A 16709-nucleotide genomic window follows, 5' to 3' on the forward strand; every position below is an offset into this window, starting at 1 on the left:
CCGCGAACTCGGCACGGTACTGGCGGAACTGGCACGCAAGGCGCCTCGTTCACGAAGCACACGGCTGAATTTGGTCGTCTTCCGCCTGGCGGCCTGTTGCGGCTTGCGCGCCAGCGAGATCGCAAACCTGCAAATCGGCGATGTACGACTGCAGCTTCCGCGCCCACACCTCAGGATTCGAACTGGTGCGGCTAAAGGAGGGCATCCGCGTACCGTGCCGCTCTGGTGGGACGCTGGGACGTTGGCGGATCTGGCCGCGTGGCACGCCACACGCACCGCGAAAACGACGGAATTGCACGTGCCGTTCATTGCTTCGCTGCGATCCGGACGTACGATGCATCGACTCTCGCGCCACACGCTCCGCAAACGCTTCCGCACCGCGTGCAAAGTGTTGGGAACCGATCGCCTAGCGTCCCTAACCATCCACCATGGCCGGCATACGTTCATCAGCCATGCCCTGGCAGGCGGTCGAACCTTAGCTGAAGTCCGCGATTCCGTCGGACACTCGAACGTCAGCATTACGTCAGCTTATCTGCACATTGCCGTCGAGGACGGGATCGTTGGCAATCTATTTGGGACGGCCTAGACAAATGAACCATCTACCTATTCGGATACAGCTTGAACGCGCCGAGAAAATCAGAACCACTGGTCGGCTGCCGAAGGTGCTGGCTAGCCTGCGAGCAAAGGGCGTGGACGTCTGAGCCGGCCGCACGCTGCAATAGTGATCGGCTTTTGCGGAGGTGGTAAGATTGGGGGCATGCTCTCAGCTCCCCAGACCCGCTGGCGGTGGTTCCGGTTTTCGTTGAGGACGATGTTTCCGGCACCGTAGATGGACGACACGGGGATAGGCACGAGGTTGTACTATGGCTGACGATTTCATGACCGACCGAGAACAGATCGACAAGCGCGTGTGCGAGGTCTTGGCGGAAATAAAGCTCGATGGGCACCCGGCGGAGACCCGAGCTTCGTTGGATCAATCAATCCGAAATGTCCGGGACGTCATTCTGGCGGAGGTAGGACGAGGCAAGCTCACACTACTCGATTGGCCAGAGATCGAAGCGATCCTGAGGGGGTCTCGTGCGAACGTCTAAATGGGAACCTACGGCGCAGGAACTCCAGCAACTCGACATGCTTGGCTTCGCCGATCAATTGGCGAACAGACAGGCAACGCGGACCCCCAACTGGCAATCGTTTTATGCGGGGCGCGCCGAGCTTGAGCAACGAATCCGTGATCGTGACGACGGTTGAGCAACTAGCTTCCATGTCCCAAGCCCCCAAGACCCGCCGGCGATGGTTGCAGTTTGGCTTCCTGAGACGCGTACCGTTTTGGGTATGGCTTTTGGCATGTCTGATTGTTTCCGTTTTCGGGGTGGCTCTCCAGTTTTCCGCGCTTGGTTGGTCGCAAAAGAAGGCATGGTCATTAGTGTCGATGCTTGCTTTCATTGAGGGCATTGCGATTGTAGATCGACGACTTCGGCCAACAAGAACACCGGTCTCAAAAGGACGGTATCAATTCTCGCTGGTGCATTTTCTCTATTGGCTGACCATCTTGCCGATTATGTTGGGCATAGTCGTTTGGATCGATCGTGAGCACAGAAGGGTAGTTGAGAAGTCGAATCAACGCGTTGAACAGATCATGAAAAGATCGCAAACAATTGATGAACTGGACGCAATCGGCATTCAGGCGACTGCGGAGGAACTGGAGCACGTCGGCTGGCAGCCCGAGGACGACATCGCGGCAGTTCGCGCGAAGCTTGGTCGATGAGCCGAAATACATTTTGCTTGCCCTTACGAGGCGACCGGCGTCTGTGTGTGAAACGGTGAAACAGTTCCATGCCCCCAGCCCCCAAGCATACTCGCCGTTGGTCAAAGTGCGAAGATGAAGAAGGTTAATCCTAAGCGCAGCCCAACGAAGCGCAAGGTGTCGGCGTGGGTAATAGTCCATTGTGAGTTCTTCCCCACCAGCATGCCGCCGTGCGCGCATCCGTGGATGGATGAGATCGTATTCCATGTCGCTAGCTCTCTGAAGGCCGCCGAACGCTATATGCGACTGCACCACGTAGCGCCTTACTCATGGTGGAAGGTTGAGTGCAGACACCTAGACGAGGAAAACGATCGGCCAGCAACGCGATTTTACAATTACCGAGCCGTCGCGCGTAAGACGCCACCTCATGCTTGGGCTAGGCGCGCTTACGACAAATGGCAAAAAGAGTCAGCGATGAAGGAAAATAGACAGTAGGCCGTCCATGCCCCGCGCCCCCAAGCACACCCGCCGCTGGTTTCAATTGGTGACAATTGCGGAGCATCCCAGAGATGAAATCCTTAAACCATCAGAGCCTTCTCCAGGGACTGCTGAAATACGTCGTATCGATTGCAATCATTGCCTACAGCACTATTGGTGCGAACTGTAACAGCGCGAGTGGTCAGAAGGCGTCCTCCGGCGGTGAGGCAAGCGGTTCCTTCACCTTTCCTCGCGGTGGCGGCGGCGGCGGTAGCACACTTCTTCTGCTTGTCGCAGAGACAGCGTTCCCGGAGGGGGCCACACAAGGAATCAGCTATGCGTGCCTCCAAACGGCGCGTGACACCCGTTTTGCATACTTTTGCCTCATAGACCACAAATACTCTGAGGACACGGATGAAATCCCGTACTCTGTCCATGTGCGCGACGAACGTGGCGAGGTCAAACAATCCTTCAAAATCGCCGATAAGGACGTTCCCATCTCCTATGCCATCACTGTGAACACCCAGGCAAAGGCAGTCGGCGATAAGGAGACACTGAAAGTCAATGGCACCGACGTAGACCTTGATCATGGGCGACTGCTGCTGATCGAAACGACCAGGAATAAGTTTGTCGTACGGCAGGCGGCAATTCCCGCCCATGAGTTCCCCAAGAACGGGCTAAGGGAGAATAAATTCGGCTTGGTAAGCGAGGAAGTAGATCAGCTTACCGCACGCATCACGCGCGATGTGAATCAGTCGTTGCGGGACGGCACGCTAAAAACTCGGATGGTATCAGAAACGAAGTGATATGCCCCCAGCCCCCAAGCACACCCGTCGCTGGTTGCAGTTCTCGTTGGGGACGATGTTCGTCGTGGTGACGGTCTTAGGCGTATGGCTGGGGTGGGAACTCAATGTAGTTCGCAGTCGCAAAAATGCGCTTGCTGAGATGGAGGCAAGCGGAGCGTTTGAAATCCGTTACCAGGGACTGAGTGTCCCCGGCTTCCCTCACGTCGTGCAGAAGGGCTCGGACGCGCGGCGGCCGCCTTGGATCAGGCGCATGTTAGGCGACGAACGTCTCGGGGTCATGGTATTTAGAAGGCCCCTTACCGAAGTGGATCTCGAAAGGGTTGCTCAATTTCCAGAGGCAGACTTTATGGCGTGTTATTGATGCCGCCGTTTTGACGCGCCCAGGATCGCGATCCGCGTCCCTTTTGCTTCGGAGTATGACAGTTATCCATCCGAGCATAGGGGGCTTAGAATGAAACCATGCTCCCAGCCCCCAAGCACACCCGCCGCTGGTTCCGATTTGGAGCGGTTCCTAGAACGATGATGACATGAGCGATATGCCAAAAGGCGACTGGTCGGCTGACTTCACTTTTAGAGACTTTCGCAACCACCTAGGCCGGATCGGCCGGCTTGATGCACACAACAGGCCTCTGATCCCTGGTCTACGTGCTGAGGACATTGAACGCGGCCTGCCGCGCTTGATCGGCATTATCGACGCTATGACACCTGATGAGCGTCGCCGATCGCTGAAGATTAACGATCCAGGACGGCTCGGCCGTATTGCTCGCGGTGCCGGCATCGAACAAGCTGAAGTCGCCGAATTCCAAACGCAGTTTCTTGCGATGGCCGCAATGATGAAGAGTCTGCCGCGTGGAGATGTGTCGTAAGCTGCTGAACCACAACTGCGGGAAGAGCTTCTATGTCCCCAAGTCCCCAAGCATACCGCCGTTGGCTTCAGTTCTCGTTGGGAAGGATGTTGGCCACGGTGACGGTGATTGCAATTGTCTTCGGCGTTTGTTCTGGGTGTCCGGTGATTGACCGATATCCTCTTTTGCAGCCGTTTCCGGGCTTCAGGCGCCCAACGGCCAACGAGCTGGTGAATCGTGTCGTCGTTGCGTCGACAGTCATTGGCATCGCCTTCGTAGTCCGCGCCACTCGGCCTGATTTGCGGAATCGGTGAATTTAAGAAGTCACGCAGCTATAATTCGTTCATGCCGCAAGACTTCAGGCTCACCGGCCGCTGCCTCCCGATTGGTCGTTTGGAGGTGCGTTTATTTGTTTGCGTCCATCGCAGCTACAACCATGATGGGAGAGGCAAGCCATGCTCCGTTACCTTTCGTTCATTGGGGCATTTCTTTTATTTGGATGGACGGTCGCAAGGTCCGAGGAGCCAACAGCTGTTGAAATCTCCAAGCCTGTCGCGTTCATGAATGGCGGCGATTTTCAGCGCGCGATCGTTGCGTTTAACGCAATTGCCAATGAGCATCGCACGGTCAAAGTGTACCTGCATCGAGCGTTATGCTGGTCGAATCTCGGCAAGGATGTCGAAGCTCACACCGAAATTGCGAGTGCCCAATCATTACCGCCGAAAGCCGATGTGTGGCATTCTGATTTCGTGGATATCGAACGTGTGTGGGGCGACATCGAGAGATCCATGCTAGAGCGCCCGATTGTCACAGCGAGATATCTCGGTAATTCGCGACGCGCTATCGAGCTTGCAGATATGGCAGTTCGTGAAGCGCCGAGCGATGCCGAGATCATCTTCCTGCGTGCATTAGCGCATCTTGACGAGGAGCAATACAGTCTCGCCCTTATGGATGCTGACGAAGCGGTTCGGCATGATCCGCTGAATGCGGATCGTTATAAATTCCGTTCGCTTCTCCTTATCTGGGAGCACCCAAAGCAAATCGACAAGGTTCGAGGGCTCGACGCGGCATTAGCCGATGCTTCGGAGGCCGTTCGGCTGCGTCCTGCGGCTGATACCTATCTCCATCGGGCAAGAATCCACACGTTTAAGAAGGATTTTGGACACGCAGCGGATGACTTCTCGAAAGTGTTGGAGCGATCACGAGCAGGCACTGCAAGCCGTGGCTCGGCATTCGTCTGTCGCGCGGCATTACGGAAGCATCTAGGAAATGACGCCGGAGCGAGCCGAGATTTTGCTGAGGCACAAAAGCTCCAGCCAGAAATTCTAGGTGAGTACGACCCCTTCGTTGCAGGAGTGCTTTCTGCGGATGATCGGCTTGAAAGCATCGTCACGCACTACTTGATCGTAGGGAGTAACGGCTTTCTTCTTGAGGAGCTACAACAAAGACGGATTGCCCGTACGAAATGATCGCTACGTATCACGCGCTCGATGCAATGCCCCCCAGCCCCCAAGCACAGTCGCCGCTGGTTCCAGTTCGGGATGGGGACTCTGTTCTTGGTGACGACGGTGTTTGCCTTATGGCTTGGGTGGAATTTCAAGTTAGTTAGGGCGCGGCAGGAGTTCTTGCTGTGGCGGGATACACAGTGCGAAGCCGAGAGCCGCGAGAACCCCGGTTTAGTTGCCCCTTTAGCAATATGGGTGCGACCCGAATCCGCGAAGATTCCAATGTGGCGCAATTGGCTTGGCGACCAGGCCACAGAGTTTCTGATTCTCCCGCGTGGGGCTACCGTCGAAGATCATGACAAAGCGAAGTCATTATTCACGGAGGCGCTCGTCTACGCGGCTGATGGAACACTTTTGACAGACGTGCCCAATAGATAAGCCCACGCGACGAGGATCACTGGGGCCGTTCGTTCACCGCACGAGCGGCAAGCCATACGCGATCACGTAGGCTACGGCGCACACGATCAGCAATCAAAGGTCACGGTTCATGGTTCGCTGGCTCCAGGTTCTCCTAGCATCGACTTGGTAGAATGGTGCTCATGGTCCAATCGCTTCTGCGAGACGAACTCGTATCGAAAGGTGTCCAGCCATGAGCCAACTGGGAGACTTTCTCGAAGTCGTTTATGGCCCTGCGCCTAGGTTCGCGACTGTTCGGGCAACCATTCACCAGTGGTGCAACTCGGGCCTTGCCAACAATGCCGGTGCTGCCAAGACGGTGATTGGTCGCAAGAGAGTCAGCCCTTCCAGCGAGGCACTGGCGGTCGATGAGACGAACATTTCCGCGTGCATAAGTCTGCCCGATCGGTACCGGATCGAAAAACACGAACACGCTCGGGGCCAGTCGAAAGAATCACTCATCGTTGTGAATGGCAAGCATAAATGGAACCGAGACCCACAGGGACACGTGGAAACAAGCCAAGCGTCGCCAAAGCAAGATACGGATATTGCCCGGCATTTCGACCAGGCATCATTGCGGGAATTCTTCGTGGGCCTCGCGCTACAGTCCGCGGGCGAGGTTGAGATTGCTGGGCGAAGTTGCATACGTTTGCGCGCTGTCCCGCGCGCTGAGGGGCGACTTTGGCCGCATTGGCTGCCCTACGGCGCGGACGAATACGAGTTCTACGCCGACCCCAGGTTTGGCGTCCTGCTGTACATTGCCGGTCGATACAACGATGCGGTGTTCGAGGTAAACGAGGTCACTCATGTAGTGTTTGACGAGCCGCTTGACGACGCACTGTTCACGTACTCACCCACGCCAGCGGAACAAGTGAGTCCCGCCACTCCCATCGTCGAGCGATTAACACTGACGGCGGCAGTCGCTCGTATGCCCTTTAAGGTCTTAATTCCGACGCGGCTACCCGACCCGGACCACTGCTATTGCGAGGTCATGTATCACCCTCCCCGATCGCGATCACCACGGCCCCATCTCGCCTTAATGTATAAGGGCGGTTTCTCGTTATGGATCAACGAAGGTGGCACAGCCGACCCCGACACGGCGGACATGGAATGGGAGCAAGTAGAGCGCGACGGCAAACGGATGTCACTTTCCGACCCAGGCGTAGGGACCGGTAAGCGAATGCTCGCCTTGGAGCAACAAGGGACGCACGTGATGATGGTATCCGACTTGGATCGCGAACAGCTAATCAATGTGGCTGCTTCGCTCGTCATTGCTACCTAGGTTGTGCATCAGGTAGCCTCCATGCTCCAAGCTCCCACGACCCGCCGGCGGTGGAATCGAGCCATCGCATACGCCGCTTTAGGCTTAGCTTTGGCCGACGGCGCGATTGTCTCCTACCGCACACTGGATCATTCTGCGTTGTCGGCAGGCTTGGTAGTTTGTGGCTTATTCTTTCTTTTCGTCGTCGCAGCGGCTGTGTTCTGGCCTGAGGCCTCTCGCCTATGGCGTCTGTTTCGCCAAAGCCACCCAACCGATGACCCGCCCCGCTGGTATCAGTTCAGCCTTGGCAAATTGCTAGTGCTGATGGGTATAGTGGCAATGTGGATGGCGGCGCGGCCGTCGATCGAGTGCTTCGTCTTTGGTGAGGGCGACCCGTGCGAGTCGTCGGGTGTTGAATTCAAGGTTGATTTTGGCTGCTATCGAGATACAGATGATGGTTACAGTCAAAAAGGACACTTTGTATTATCTGCTGGCTTCGGAACTCAGCTATATCTAATCGCACTTAGGTTTCATCCTGACGCACTCGCTTATGGTGCCATTGCCTGTGGCGCGCTGCTGACCTTGAAGGCGTGGCGTAAGAAACTCTCGCCCCAGCACCGCAACGCCGACCCCGATTAGACTAACGGCGCGGAACGTAAGCGACCTGCGGAATAGAGTCCATGCCCCCAGCCCCCAAGCACACTCGCCGCTGGTTCTTGCTGAATGCCGTTTAGGAACGCATTATGCGCACGATCTACGACGATGCCGATTTCGACGAACTGTCGTGGCATGATTGCAGTGTTTGGCGGTTTGAGCTTCGAGTCGGCGATTCCGCCGAAGAAGATTGGACAGCCGATCTCCTGCTGGACTTGGATTTCATCGCAGATGGTTTCTACGGTACTGACGGCACTGTGCAATATGCTATGGCCCCAGCCACGCTCTCATTCCAAGGAGTAACCGACCTGAAGATGACGCTTGACTTCGGTGATTCGGGTTTCCAGACGGCGATCCACGCATTTTCGGTGGACCGAATCGAGCGCGAGCCAGTGCGAGACCAAAAGGTGTACCTCGATCGCACGTATTACCGATGGACAATCTTTGGCAATTGGCCCCAGTCGGGTGATCTTTCGTTCGGCGCGGTCGGCTTCACGCTGAAGTTGGCCTGTGAACCGATTACAAAGCCGACATACACGCTTTCACTGCAAGAACGCGCTCGGTTATCACGTCGGTGAACGCTGGAGATTTTATAATCGTCCATGCCTGCAAACCCCAAGCACACCCGCCGCTGGTTCGATAGCCTGCGAAGCGATTCGCTGTCCATGGGCCGGCCACGATTCGCGCGGCATCGACGTTCGGGGCGGGGCTTATGTTGGTGGTCGCGGGTCATTCAAACAAACGACGATCAATCCAGTGGAGGGTGATGGGGAGTGCGATAGCGCCAAGACCGGCTAGGACAGCCCACAGGCCCCGCTCAAGGTTGGCGAACACCCACAGTCCAAGAAGGAGAATTAAGACAATCCACATCAGGAACGCTTGTCGCTTTGTGAGATGGCTGAGCATGCCCTGATTCTACCGTGCCAACTTCAAAATTTCCCAGATTCAAACTCTAAGACTGCTCCCGAATCGAATTTTTGGCACCAAGCGCCCACAGTCGATAGGTAGAATGGCGTCCATGCCCCCAAGCCCACCCGCCGCTTAGAGGACGAAAGACCATGAATGATGCAACCAAACGCGCCTTTGCTTGCGTTGTGGAGGCAAAATGCATGAAGGGTTCGCCACGGCCGTAGGGTTGATCGCTCCAACACCGACGAAGCCAAGACTGGTATTCGTGGAAACCGGCGAACCAACGTCCGTTAATCCTCTCAGGGCGTTGCAGCAAGGGTTGGAAGCGCGCCCACAGAATGAAGCATATCTGTTGCGCGGCCATCGCTGTCCGGCCTGTGGAATGGTTGAACTTGTCGCAACAGAGCAAGTCGAGTGGGCACCATGAGCAAGCTGACTCAACAGTCGAGTACGTCATGCCCCCAGCTCCCAAGCACAGCCGACGGTGGTTCCAGTTTTTGGGTGGACGCCGTTCGTGGTGTTGACGTAGTCGGCTGACGCCTATGAGGGATTCTCTGATGCAAGCTGACACCGACCTCATCGTTCGGGTAGCAAGAGCCGATGTGCTCACTGAAATGGCATTTTCGCGTTCGCTCGGACACTGGCAAGATCCTGACGAAAGAGGAATACGCTGGAAGGCTATTAGCGAAATGCCGTCAGATATTCTGATCGGCTCTGACGACGGTATCATTATCGAAGGTGCCTGCAACCATTGCGTTTCCGCACCTGATGGCGGAACGATTGTTGTGTCTGGTGATCTTGAAGCTCAGCTCGACCTCGGCGGAATTTCCGAAGTTATCATTTCCGGACATGTTGCTCCAAACGCTCGTATTACCTCAACCGGAATCTGCCACGTCTTCGTCAATGGCGACGTCCGTGGCAACGTTTCGTCTAAAGACTCGTTAAAACTGTGGGTGGAAGGCAGCTTCTCTGGCGAATTACTGACCGGAAGTCCGTCAACGCATCTTTGGGTATCGGGTGACATGGACGGGCACGTACGGCCGCGAAGCAAGGCCTCGCTATTGTGGATTTTCGTCGATGGGTACGTGCATGAAGACGTTCTCAGTCGCATTGCAGACCACGGATACACCACTTTCAACGCGTCGGTCGGTAAGAGCAATGTACCTAAGGGAGTTTATCCGTCACCAAATAAGTACCGGCAACTCGCCCAACAACGAAGCTTCAATCGCTGGTCAGTGTCTCGGGAATCGTAGGTCATTCTGCCACAATAAACGTCCATGCCTCCAGCTCCCAAGCCCCGCCGCCGCTGGTTCCAGTTCGGAGCGGTGCATACCAAGGATGACGCCATGAACGATAGGCCAAGAGACGACCGGTCGGCTGACTTCACTCTTACCGACTTTCGCAATCACCTAAGCCGCCTCGGTCGGCTTGATGCGCACAACAGGAGCCTGATCCCTGGTCCAGGTGCCAAGGACTTTGAACGCGACCTGCGGCGTTTGATTGGCGTCATCGACGCTATGACGCCTGATGAGCGTCGCCGATCGTTGAAGATTAACGATCCAGGACGGCTCGGCCGAATTGCTCGCGGTTCCGGCATCGAACAAGCTGAAGTCGCCGAATTCCAGAGGCAGTTTCTTGCGATGGCCGCAATGATGAAGAGTCTGCCACGTGGAGATGTGTCGTAAGCTGAACAACAACTGCGGGAAGAGCTTCCATGCCCCGCGCCCCCAAGCACACCCGCCGCTGGTTCCGGTTCGGATTGCGGCAATGTGACCGATAATCGTCTAAAGTAGGATGATGCCGCCTCGGTCAATGCTGGTTCGGTTCCCTAGCACCGATCACATGCATTTACATTCGCAGAGCTTCTGATGGATACCGGGATATGAGTCCGTGGGAAATAGCGGCATCGTGCGTCGCCAGCTTGCTCGTGGGCCTGATGGCAGGCGGATTCATTTCCGCTCGCGTGCAACGCGCTCGCGCTTCGGCAATTTATCGACGTTTGAGCAAGGCGTTTCAGCCAGTTCAGTTAGCCTGCCTTACTGTCACGGAAAGACAATTCCCCGCTCGAATTCGTGCCGATCTGCAACGGGCGCTCGACGATTACTTCGGTGGTCGGGCCAAGGTGCTACATCTTTGTGGCGTACGTGTCGAGCAAGATATGTTCGGCATTGATCTGTCATATCTATTGACGTCCGACGCTACGGGCTGGGAAGTTCCTCTTCAGCACGAGGAGGTCAACATCGGCGGCGATATATTGGTTCACTGTCCGAGAAACGCGCTGTGGATCGCTTGTGAGGGAGACGTGAGGCTGGCAGTTCTTCTCAGCAAGGTGTCCGGGTTCAATCAGCCGCCGCAAATAAAGGTCAACGTCGCTGCCACAAATGACGATCATGGCCGTCGGATCACGCAAGAATTCTTTGCGCGTTTGGAAAAGGCAGTTAAAGAGGCAGTATCGTATCGTGGCAAGGTGCTCTCACTCGACACGTCTGATAGCTACAGCGGCGAGGGAACTGGGATCAAAGTGCATCAGATAGCGCCGGTGACACGTGAGGACGTAATCCTGAAAGAGGAAACGCTGGACTTAGTGGAGCGCAACGTACTTCAGTTTGTAGTGCACCGAAGCCGGCTTCGTGGGCTAGGTCAGTCTATCAGGAAAGGACTGTTGCTCTACGGGCCTCCGGGCAATGGCAAGACGTTTACGATTCGCTATGTAATCGGCGCACTTGAGGGCCATACCACGTTGCTTATCACTGGTGCGCAAATTGCGCAATTGAGAGAGTACATGGCGCTCGCGCGTCTTCTGCAACCGTCGCTTGTGGTAATCGAAGACATTGACCTGGTTGCGAAGGAGCGCGTTCAGAGCGGCACGTCGTGCGAGGAACCGCTCCTGAATCAGTTATTGAACGAGATGGACGGCTTGGCACCCGAAGCCGAGGTTATTTTCTTGTTGACTACAAACAGACCCGAGTTGCTCGAAGAAGCACTAGCCAACCGACCGGGACGAATCGACCAAGCCATCGAGTTTTCCGCGCCGGGCAACCCCGAACGGGCGTTACTTGCTCGCCATTATGCCGGAGGCGTCAAGGTGGACCCAACGGTCATTGAATATGCCGTCGCTGCCACCGAAGGCGCAAGTGCGGCCTTTATGAAAGAGCTGATGCGCCGCGCGGTACAGTTGCACCTGGCTCGAAGAGACGACGAGGCAATCGAAATAGTCGATGTGCAGGAGGCACTCGACGAACTCGTGTTAAACCAACGAGCGTTTAGTGCGAGGGTCCTTGGTTTCGATATTGCGGCGGCGACATCGGATCAAGCGAGTAATGGTGCAAAATGAGCGATTGCAAAGACTATTCGTGAAACGGAAAAGTGCAGCAAAAATGCAGCACTTCCTTGCACTCCTTGCACTTGACGCACGTATTGCTACAGGGATCTTTCATGCCCCCAGCTCCCCAGACCGGCCGCCGACGGTATCAGTTCGGGCTAGGGGATGGCTGTTACAATTTGAACGGGCGGGCTGGTCTACCGTAACGGCTCGCCGGTGACTGACGAGGATTCAAACTATGTCTCCGACAAAACTCTCCGCCCTCGGGCGCACGCCGCACCTCGACGCCGAGATTCCTCCGGCCTTGCTGACACCAATTCCACGGTTTGCGCTCGCCGCGTTCGGCGTTGCGCTCCTCGGGTCGCTCATTGGGCACGCATCACTGGTGCTTGTGTTGGCTCTCACTTTTGGGCTTTTAGTAGCGTCGCCTGCCTTTGGCCCGGAGCGCGGATCGAGCGCTCTGCTAGTCCGCCAAAGTCGCGTTGCCCAAATCGGCGTGAGAATGTTCTTCGTGACTACCTTTGGAGTTGCAGCGTGGCTGTTCATCACGTTGCCATTCGGCCTTGCTATCGTCTGCCTTGGCGGAATTGCGTGCCTCTCTTTCTGCATTAGCGGACTTGTCAATTTGGTGCTGCAATCGACACGGATCGTTCGCGCAATTCTGGCGAAACGTACCTAAGTGCATCCGATGCCCCAAGCTCCCAAGACCCGCCGACGGTGGTATCAGTTCAGAGCTTTGTTAACCGAAGCAAACATGGCTCCAGCATCGTAGTTGCCGCTCAACGAGGAGGTGAAATCGTGAATCCACCACCACGGAACTACTTCTCGATCGTTGCACACGGACCTCGCTTTGACGTTGACGGATACCTCAAAAGGCATCCGTTGAGGAGTGACATCGTCTGGCACGCTGGTGATCTACATCGTAACGGCGAAACATCGCTTGAGACGAATGGGTTCGAGATTTATCTAGGTCGTGACAGCGAAATTGATTTTGAAGAGCAGCAGGCAATTGCCGCCGCTTACCTCGAAGCCAACGAAGTCCACCTGAAAGAACTCAAGACTCTTAACCAGGGCTTCTACCTCGGGCTTCGGGAGACAGTCTATCCAAACTCGTTGGGTTCAATAATGGATATTTCCTCGCCGCTGATGCATGCCGTACTGAAGGTCGGTATCAACCTGACGATTTGGGCTTGCTTGGAGCGAGAGGCCTACCGGCCTCGTGTCGATTGAAAATCGACTGTCGCGACTTCGACGGTTCGGCACGTTCAATAAGGAAAACATTACTCGTCCATGCCCCACGCTCCCAAGACCCGCCGCCGCTGGTATCAGTTCTCGCTGGGAACGATGCTCTTGATAGCCGGCGTTTGCTTGGCCGCACTCGCGTGGCACGTCTACCAGGAACGGTCCGAGGCATTCAACAGCGAATCGTGGCGCGATCCGATAATGGTCGAGCGAGGCGTGCGCCTCAAGATGGCAGACGGACTGATCGCCAGAGGCACGCTACATGGCATGAGCCGATCTGCCGTGGTCGAGATGCTGGGAGAACCACCACCGCCCGAGTACTTTCGTGACTGGGATATAGTTTATCGGCTTGGCATGGAACGACGCTATATGAGCATTGACTCAGAATGGCTGGTCATACGCCTTGGGTCGGACGGACGAGTAATCGATTACCGCATCGTGAGAGATTGATGTCGCGGTGATGCTCGCCACCGTGACAGCGCCGTACAATTTAAGTCATGCCCCAAGCTCCCTAGACCCCCCGGCCGTGGTATCAGTTTGGAGTGGGGACCGTTGTTCGTGGTGGCGGTCGTCGCCGTGGTATGGGCGATGCTACAGCGGCCCTACCTTGTCCGATACTTTCCGCCAACCAGGCCGCTAGTCAACTTAGGCGTATTTCCCGATTCGGTCCTCATGGCCATCGACGAGCTTCAGCGAAACGCAATTCCTGGCGTAGTCTTTCGGCTCGATCGGCATGGCGATGGTCGGAAGGTCGACTATGCGATCAATCCTCGCCTGCGAGCGCCCGCTGCGCTTCTGGGTTTGATTCTTGGTTGCATCGCATCGTTGGGAGTAATAACCCTTCGCTCAAAACGCCAGCGAGCATCATACCCTTGAAACGCTACCTACGAGGCGACCAGCGTCCCTGTGTGACGCGGTACAATAGCGTCCGTGCCCCAAGCTCCCAAGACCCGCCGGCGGTGGTATCAGTTAGGATGGCGGCGATGCTCGAGGTTCTGGTGGCGCTCTAGGCAATCGCACGCACAAACAGCTTGCTTCCGTTCCACCGTACGGGCCACCAATGAGGTCGGCGCATGAGCATTGACTTCGATGCGATTTGGCGCGAACTTGTCGGCGTATTCGCGCTAGGGGATTGGTCACTGCACGGGCCGAATCATTGGCGAAACGTCGAGGCCAACGGTCTAAAGCTTGCGGCAGCAACTGGCGCCGATGTCGTTGTCGTGCGGTTATTCGCTGTGTTTCATGATGCCGCGAGGCAGAACGAAAATCACGACCCCGAGCACGGCGAGCGCGCAGCAGGTCTCGCGCAGCGATTGCACGGAACGCGATTCGTGGTGTCGCCCGAGCAACTCCAGGAGTTGTGCTATGCGTGCTCGTTTCATCATCGGGGACTGGTTACGGAGCGTGTAACGGCTGGCACCTGCTGGGACGCAGATCGCCTGGATCTGCCTCGCGTCGGCATTCAGCCACATCCAGACAAGATGAGCACGAGTGAAGGAAAGCGTCTTTCTAGATCACCGCGGTCGTAGGTGTTCCCAGCAGCGAGTGATCAATCAATTTCCATGCCCACAGCCGATGGTCACGGGAGGAATTCGTCGTCTGGTATTTGGTGAGAGCATAGTCTGGCAGCGATTCAGCCTCATTCCGCGTATTCTGCTGCCCTCCGTACGTGTTCCTCTCTTCGAGAGAATTCGCGCTTCTGATCGCCGAATGGACGCCGCCATATATCCCGAGCAGCATGGCGATCCCAGCTGTTCACAAGAACAATCGGCGAAGAGTATACTGGAAAGGGCCGGCGCTCATGGTGGCATTTTACCTCACAAGGCGGCGAAACGCCCCGGCGGTTCTTCTGCTCTTTTGACACGCCCTAAGGCCGGTCGATAGGCTGAATGGATGTGGCAGCTCTATCGCTGAGCGGCACCGCCAAGTTCACGGCTGCGGCTCAACACTTCCGCCGTGCCGAATTGCCATTTTTTTGAGAATCTCCATCTCTGTGGGGGCGAGCCAGAGCGTCCCGACGTCGTCAAGAGACGTGACGAAGTGAAAGCCTTCAGGATGGTTCAACTTCTCGCGGTAATCCCACGATTCGACCTCCCCGATCTTGACGTCACGAGGCTCCAGCCAATTGATGCCGGATTCGTGCAGTTCAATGAGCAGGATCGTTCCGCACTCCTTGGCCGCGTTATCCAGCATCACAACCTGATGGCCAGGCCATAGCGTTTCCGCTCCGGTCACGGCGATATAGCTTGTCCACTCCGGATGCGTCGAATCATCGCTCGGACAGTGAAACCACATCGCCAGTTCGGGGTGCCGATCCGCGGAGCGAAGATTCTTCGGACTATTCCAGGGTTCCGTGAAGTCGTAGTCAGTAAGCTCACCCATCGAAGAGAGCAACAAAGCACGCCAGCTATGCATCGGTCGACCTTCCGCATCGACAACATATGCCGGAGGGTAAGTGCCATTCAGCTGATAATAGTTCTCAAGCGCAAACCCCAATTGTTTGAGTTTGCCCCTGCACCGCGCATTACGCGCCGCCTCGCGTGCATAGCGGATCGCCGTTATGAATAGCGTGCCACAGATAAGCACGAGCAGAGTGCTGACAACCCATAGTGCGGCAGGTCGCGGCCTTGCCATCGATCCGTCAGCCGTCGATTGTTCCATGACCGACTATTCCGCATCCGGGATGGTGGCGTGGTCGTGGGTCATGCAATGACTATAGCAATCAATGCTACGAACGCTCCGGCAATTCCTAAGAGGCAACCTACCGCCCAGCCCCAGCCGGCGCTACCGAGAATAGTTCCGGCTCCAGCGCCCAGGAGCGGTCCCGAGACCAGAACAGCGATCATAGGCGCAAGACGCCCTAAGCCTTCTGGATCGCGCACGGCACTCTCTGCTCCTCTCATCCCCCAAGCCAACACGGCAAAGGCGAGGGCATACCAAATGACTGAGAATAGGAGCTTCCCAATAGTGAATCGAGAGATGCCGGCGTTCATGGCCCAACTCTACCAAACGCCCCGTGCTGGTGATCGCGGGTCATCGGGGCGGCCCTTCGTTATCGCCAGACTTCATTGCCGATCTCTTGCCGGCCAAGACCACTCCAGCAATTAGTGCCGACCAAAGTAATATGAACGCCATTGCAGCTGTCCGCGTCGTTTCCGGCTCAAGGAATCTGCCCACAACTGGAGTCCACACAAACGAGATCCCAATCGAGATCATTGCCAGGACGATCGCGGCGTTAAGATATCGCTTGTCCAGCGGTTGTCGCATGTCCCAAATTCTACCCGGAAGCCTATCCGCTTGGGAAAATTCTCAGATTCAAAGTCTATCACTACCCCTCATTCGGCTCTTTTGACACGCCCCACTTAGAGTCGATAGGCTGAATGGCTATGGCTGACACTGCTCCGACTACCCGCCGACACTGGTTTCAATTCGGGCTGCGAGCAATGTTCGGTGCCACGATTCTCGTGGCAGTCGCGCTAGTCGGCTATACGTATTTCTCTCCGCGACTACGACAGGTGAGCTCCGCGACGTTTGGTGACGATCCTACG

Annotated in this window: 16 protein-coding genes; 15 read left to right on the top strand and 1 reads right to left on the bottom strand. The window is 56.1% G+C overall.

From position 1 onward, the window contains the following. The 15 genes from VGN12_08630 to VGN12_08700 form a co-directional block, all read left to right on the top strand. The coding region (locus VGN12_08630; GenBank protein HEY4309502.1) for a site-specific integrase at positions 1–586 on the top strand (586 nt) is incomplete at its 5' end. A gap of 277 nt (positions 587–863) precedes the next feature. After that, on the top strand, positions 864–1091 hold the full coding sequence (locus VGN12_08635) for a hypothetical protein (GenBank protein ID HEY4309503.1): 228 nt from the start codon (positions 864–866) through the stop codon (positions 1089–1091). A gap of 122 nt (positions 1092–1213) precedes the next feature. Beyond that, positions 1214–1765, top strand: a complete 552-nt coding sequence (locus tag VGN12_08640) for a hypothetical protein (GenBank protein HEY4309504.1) — start codon at positions 1214–1216, stop codon at positions 1763–1765. 548 nt (positions 1766–2313) lie between these two features. Then, positions 2314–3027: a hypothetical protein gene (locus VGN12_08645; protein ID HEY4309505.1), complete on the top strand. Its 714-nt coding sequence runs from the start codon at positions 2314–2316 to the stop codon at positions 3025–3027. Between the two features lie 527 nt (positions 3028–3554). Further along, positions 3555–3893 (top strand): hypothetical protein, encoded by a 339-nt coding sequence (locus VGN12_08650; protein HEY4309506.1) that lies wholly within the window; start codon positions 3555–3557, stop codon positions 3891–3893. 434 nt (positions 3894–4327) lie between these two features. Next, positions 4328–5341, top strand: coding sequence for a hypothetical protein (locus tag VGN12_08655; protein ID HEY4309507.1), 1014 nt, complete (start codon positions 4328–4330; stop codon positions 5339–5341). Between the two features lie 625 nt (positions 5342–5966). After that, a complete protein-coding gene (locus tag VGN12_08660) occupies positions 5967–7055 on the top strand; it encodes a hypothetical protein (GenBank protein ID HEY4309508.1) in 1089 nt (362 codons plus the stop codon). Between the two features lie 21 nt (positions 7056–7076). Further along, complete coding sequence (locus VGN12_08665; GenBank protein ID HEY4309509.1) at positions 7077–7673, top strand: hypothetical protein; 597 nt, start codon at positions 7077–7079, stop codon at positions 7671–7673. A gap of 104 nt (positions 7674–7777) precedes the next feature. Then, on the top strand, positions 7778–8266 hold the full coding sequence (locus VGN12_08670) for a hypothetical protein (GenBank protein HEY4309510.1): 489 nt from the start codon (positions 7778–7780) through the stop codon (positions 8264–8266). Positions 8267–9154: 888 nt separating this feature from the next. Then, positions 9155–9850, top strand: coding sequence for a hypothetical protein (locus tag VGN12_08675; GenBank protein ID HEY4309511.1), 696 nt, complete (start codon positions 9155–9157; stop codon positions 9848–9850). Positions 9851–9922: 72 nt separating this feature from the next. Then, positions 9923–10282 carry a hypothetical protein gene (locus VGN12_08680; protein ID HEY4309512.1) on the top strand — a complete coding sequence of 120 codons (360 nt, stop codon included), beginning with the start codon at positions 9923–9925 and terminating at the stop codon, positions 10280–10282. A gap of 197 nt (positions 10283–10479) precedes the next feature. Next, positions 10480–11931, top strand: a complete 1452-nt coding sequence (locus tag VGN12_08685; GenBank protein HEY4309513.1) for an ATP-binding protein — start codon at positions 10480–10482, stop codon at positions 11929–11931. Between the two features lie 786 nt (positions 11932–12717). Further along, positions 12718–13149: a hypothetical protein gene (locus VGN12_08690; GenBank protein HEY4309514.1), complete on the top strand. Its 432-nt coding sequence runs from the start codon at positions 12718–12720 to the stop codon at positions 13147–13149. 60 nt (positions 13150–13209) lie between these two features. Continuing rightward, positions 13210–13611, top strand: coding sequence for a hypothetical protein (locus VGN12_08695; GenBank protein ID HEY4309515.1), 402 nt, complete (start codon positions 13210–13212; stop codon positions 13609–13611). A 623-nt stretch (positions 13612–14234) separates the two neighbouring features. After that, entirely contained in the window at positions 14235–14690 is a 456-nt protein-coding gene (locus VGN12_08700; protein HEY4309516.1) for an HD domain-containing protein, read from the top strand. A 400-nt stretch (positions 14691–15090) separates the two neighbouring features. Here the strand turns inward: VGN12_08700 and VGN12_08705 are convergent, their stop codons facing one another. Next, positions 15091–15822: a DUF1559 domain-containing protein gene (locus tag VGN12_08705; protein ID HEY4309517.1), complete on the bottom strand. Its 732-nt coding sequence runs from the start codon at positions 15820–15822 to the stop codon at positions 15091–15093. Positions 15823–16709 lie beyond the last annotated feature (887 nt).

This window comes from Pirellulales bacterium (assembly GCA_036499395.1).
Classification (GTDB): Bacteria; Planctomycetota; Planctomycetia; order Pirellulales; family JACPPG01; genus JACPPG01.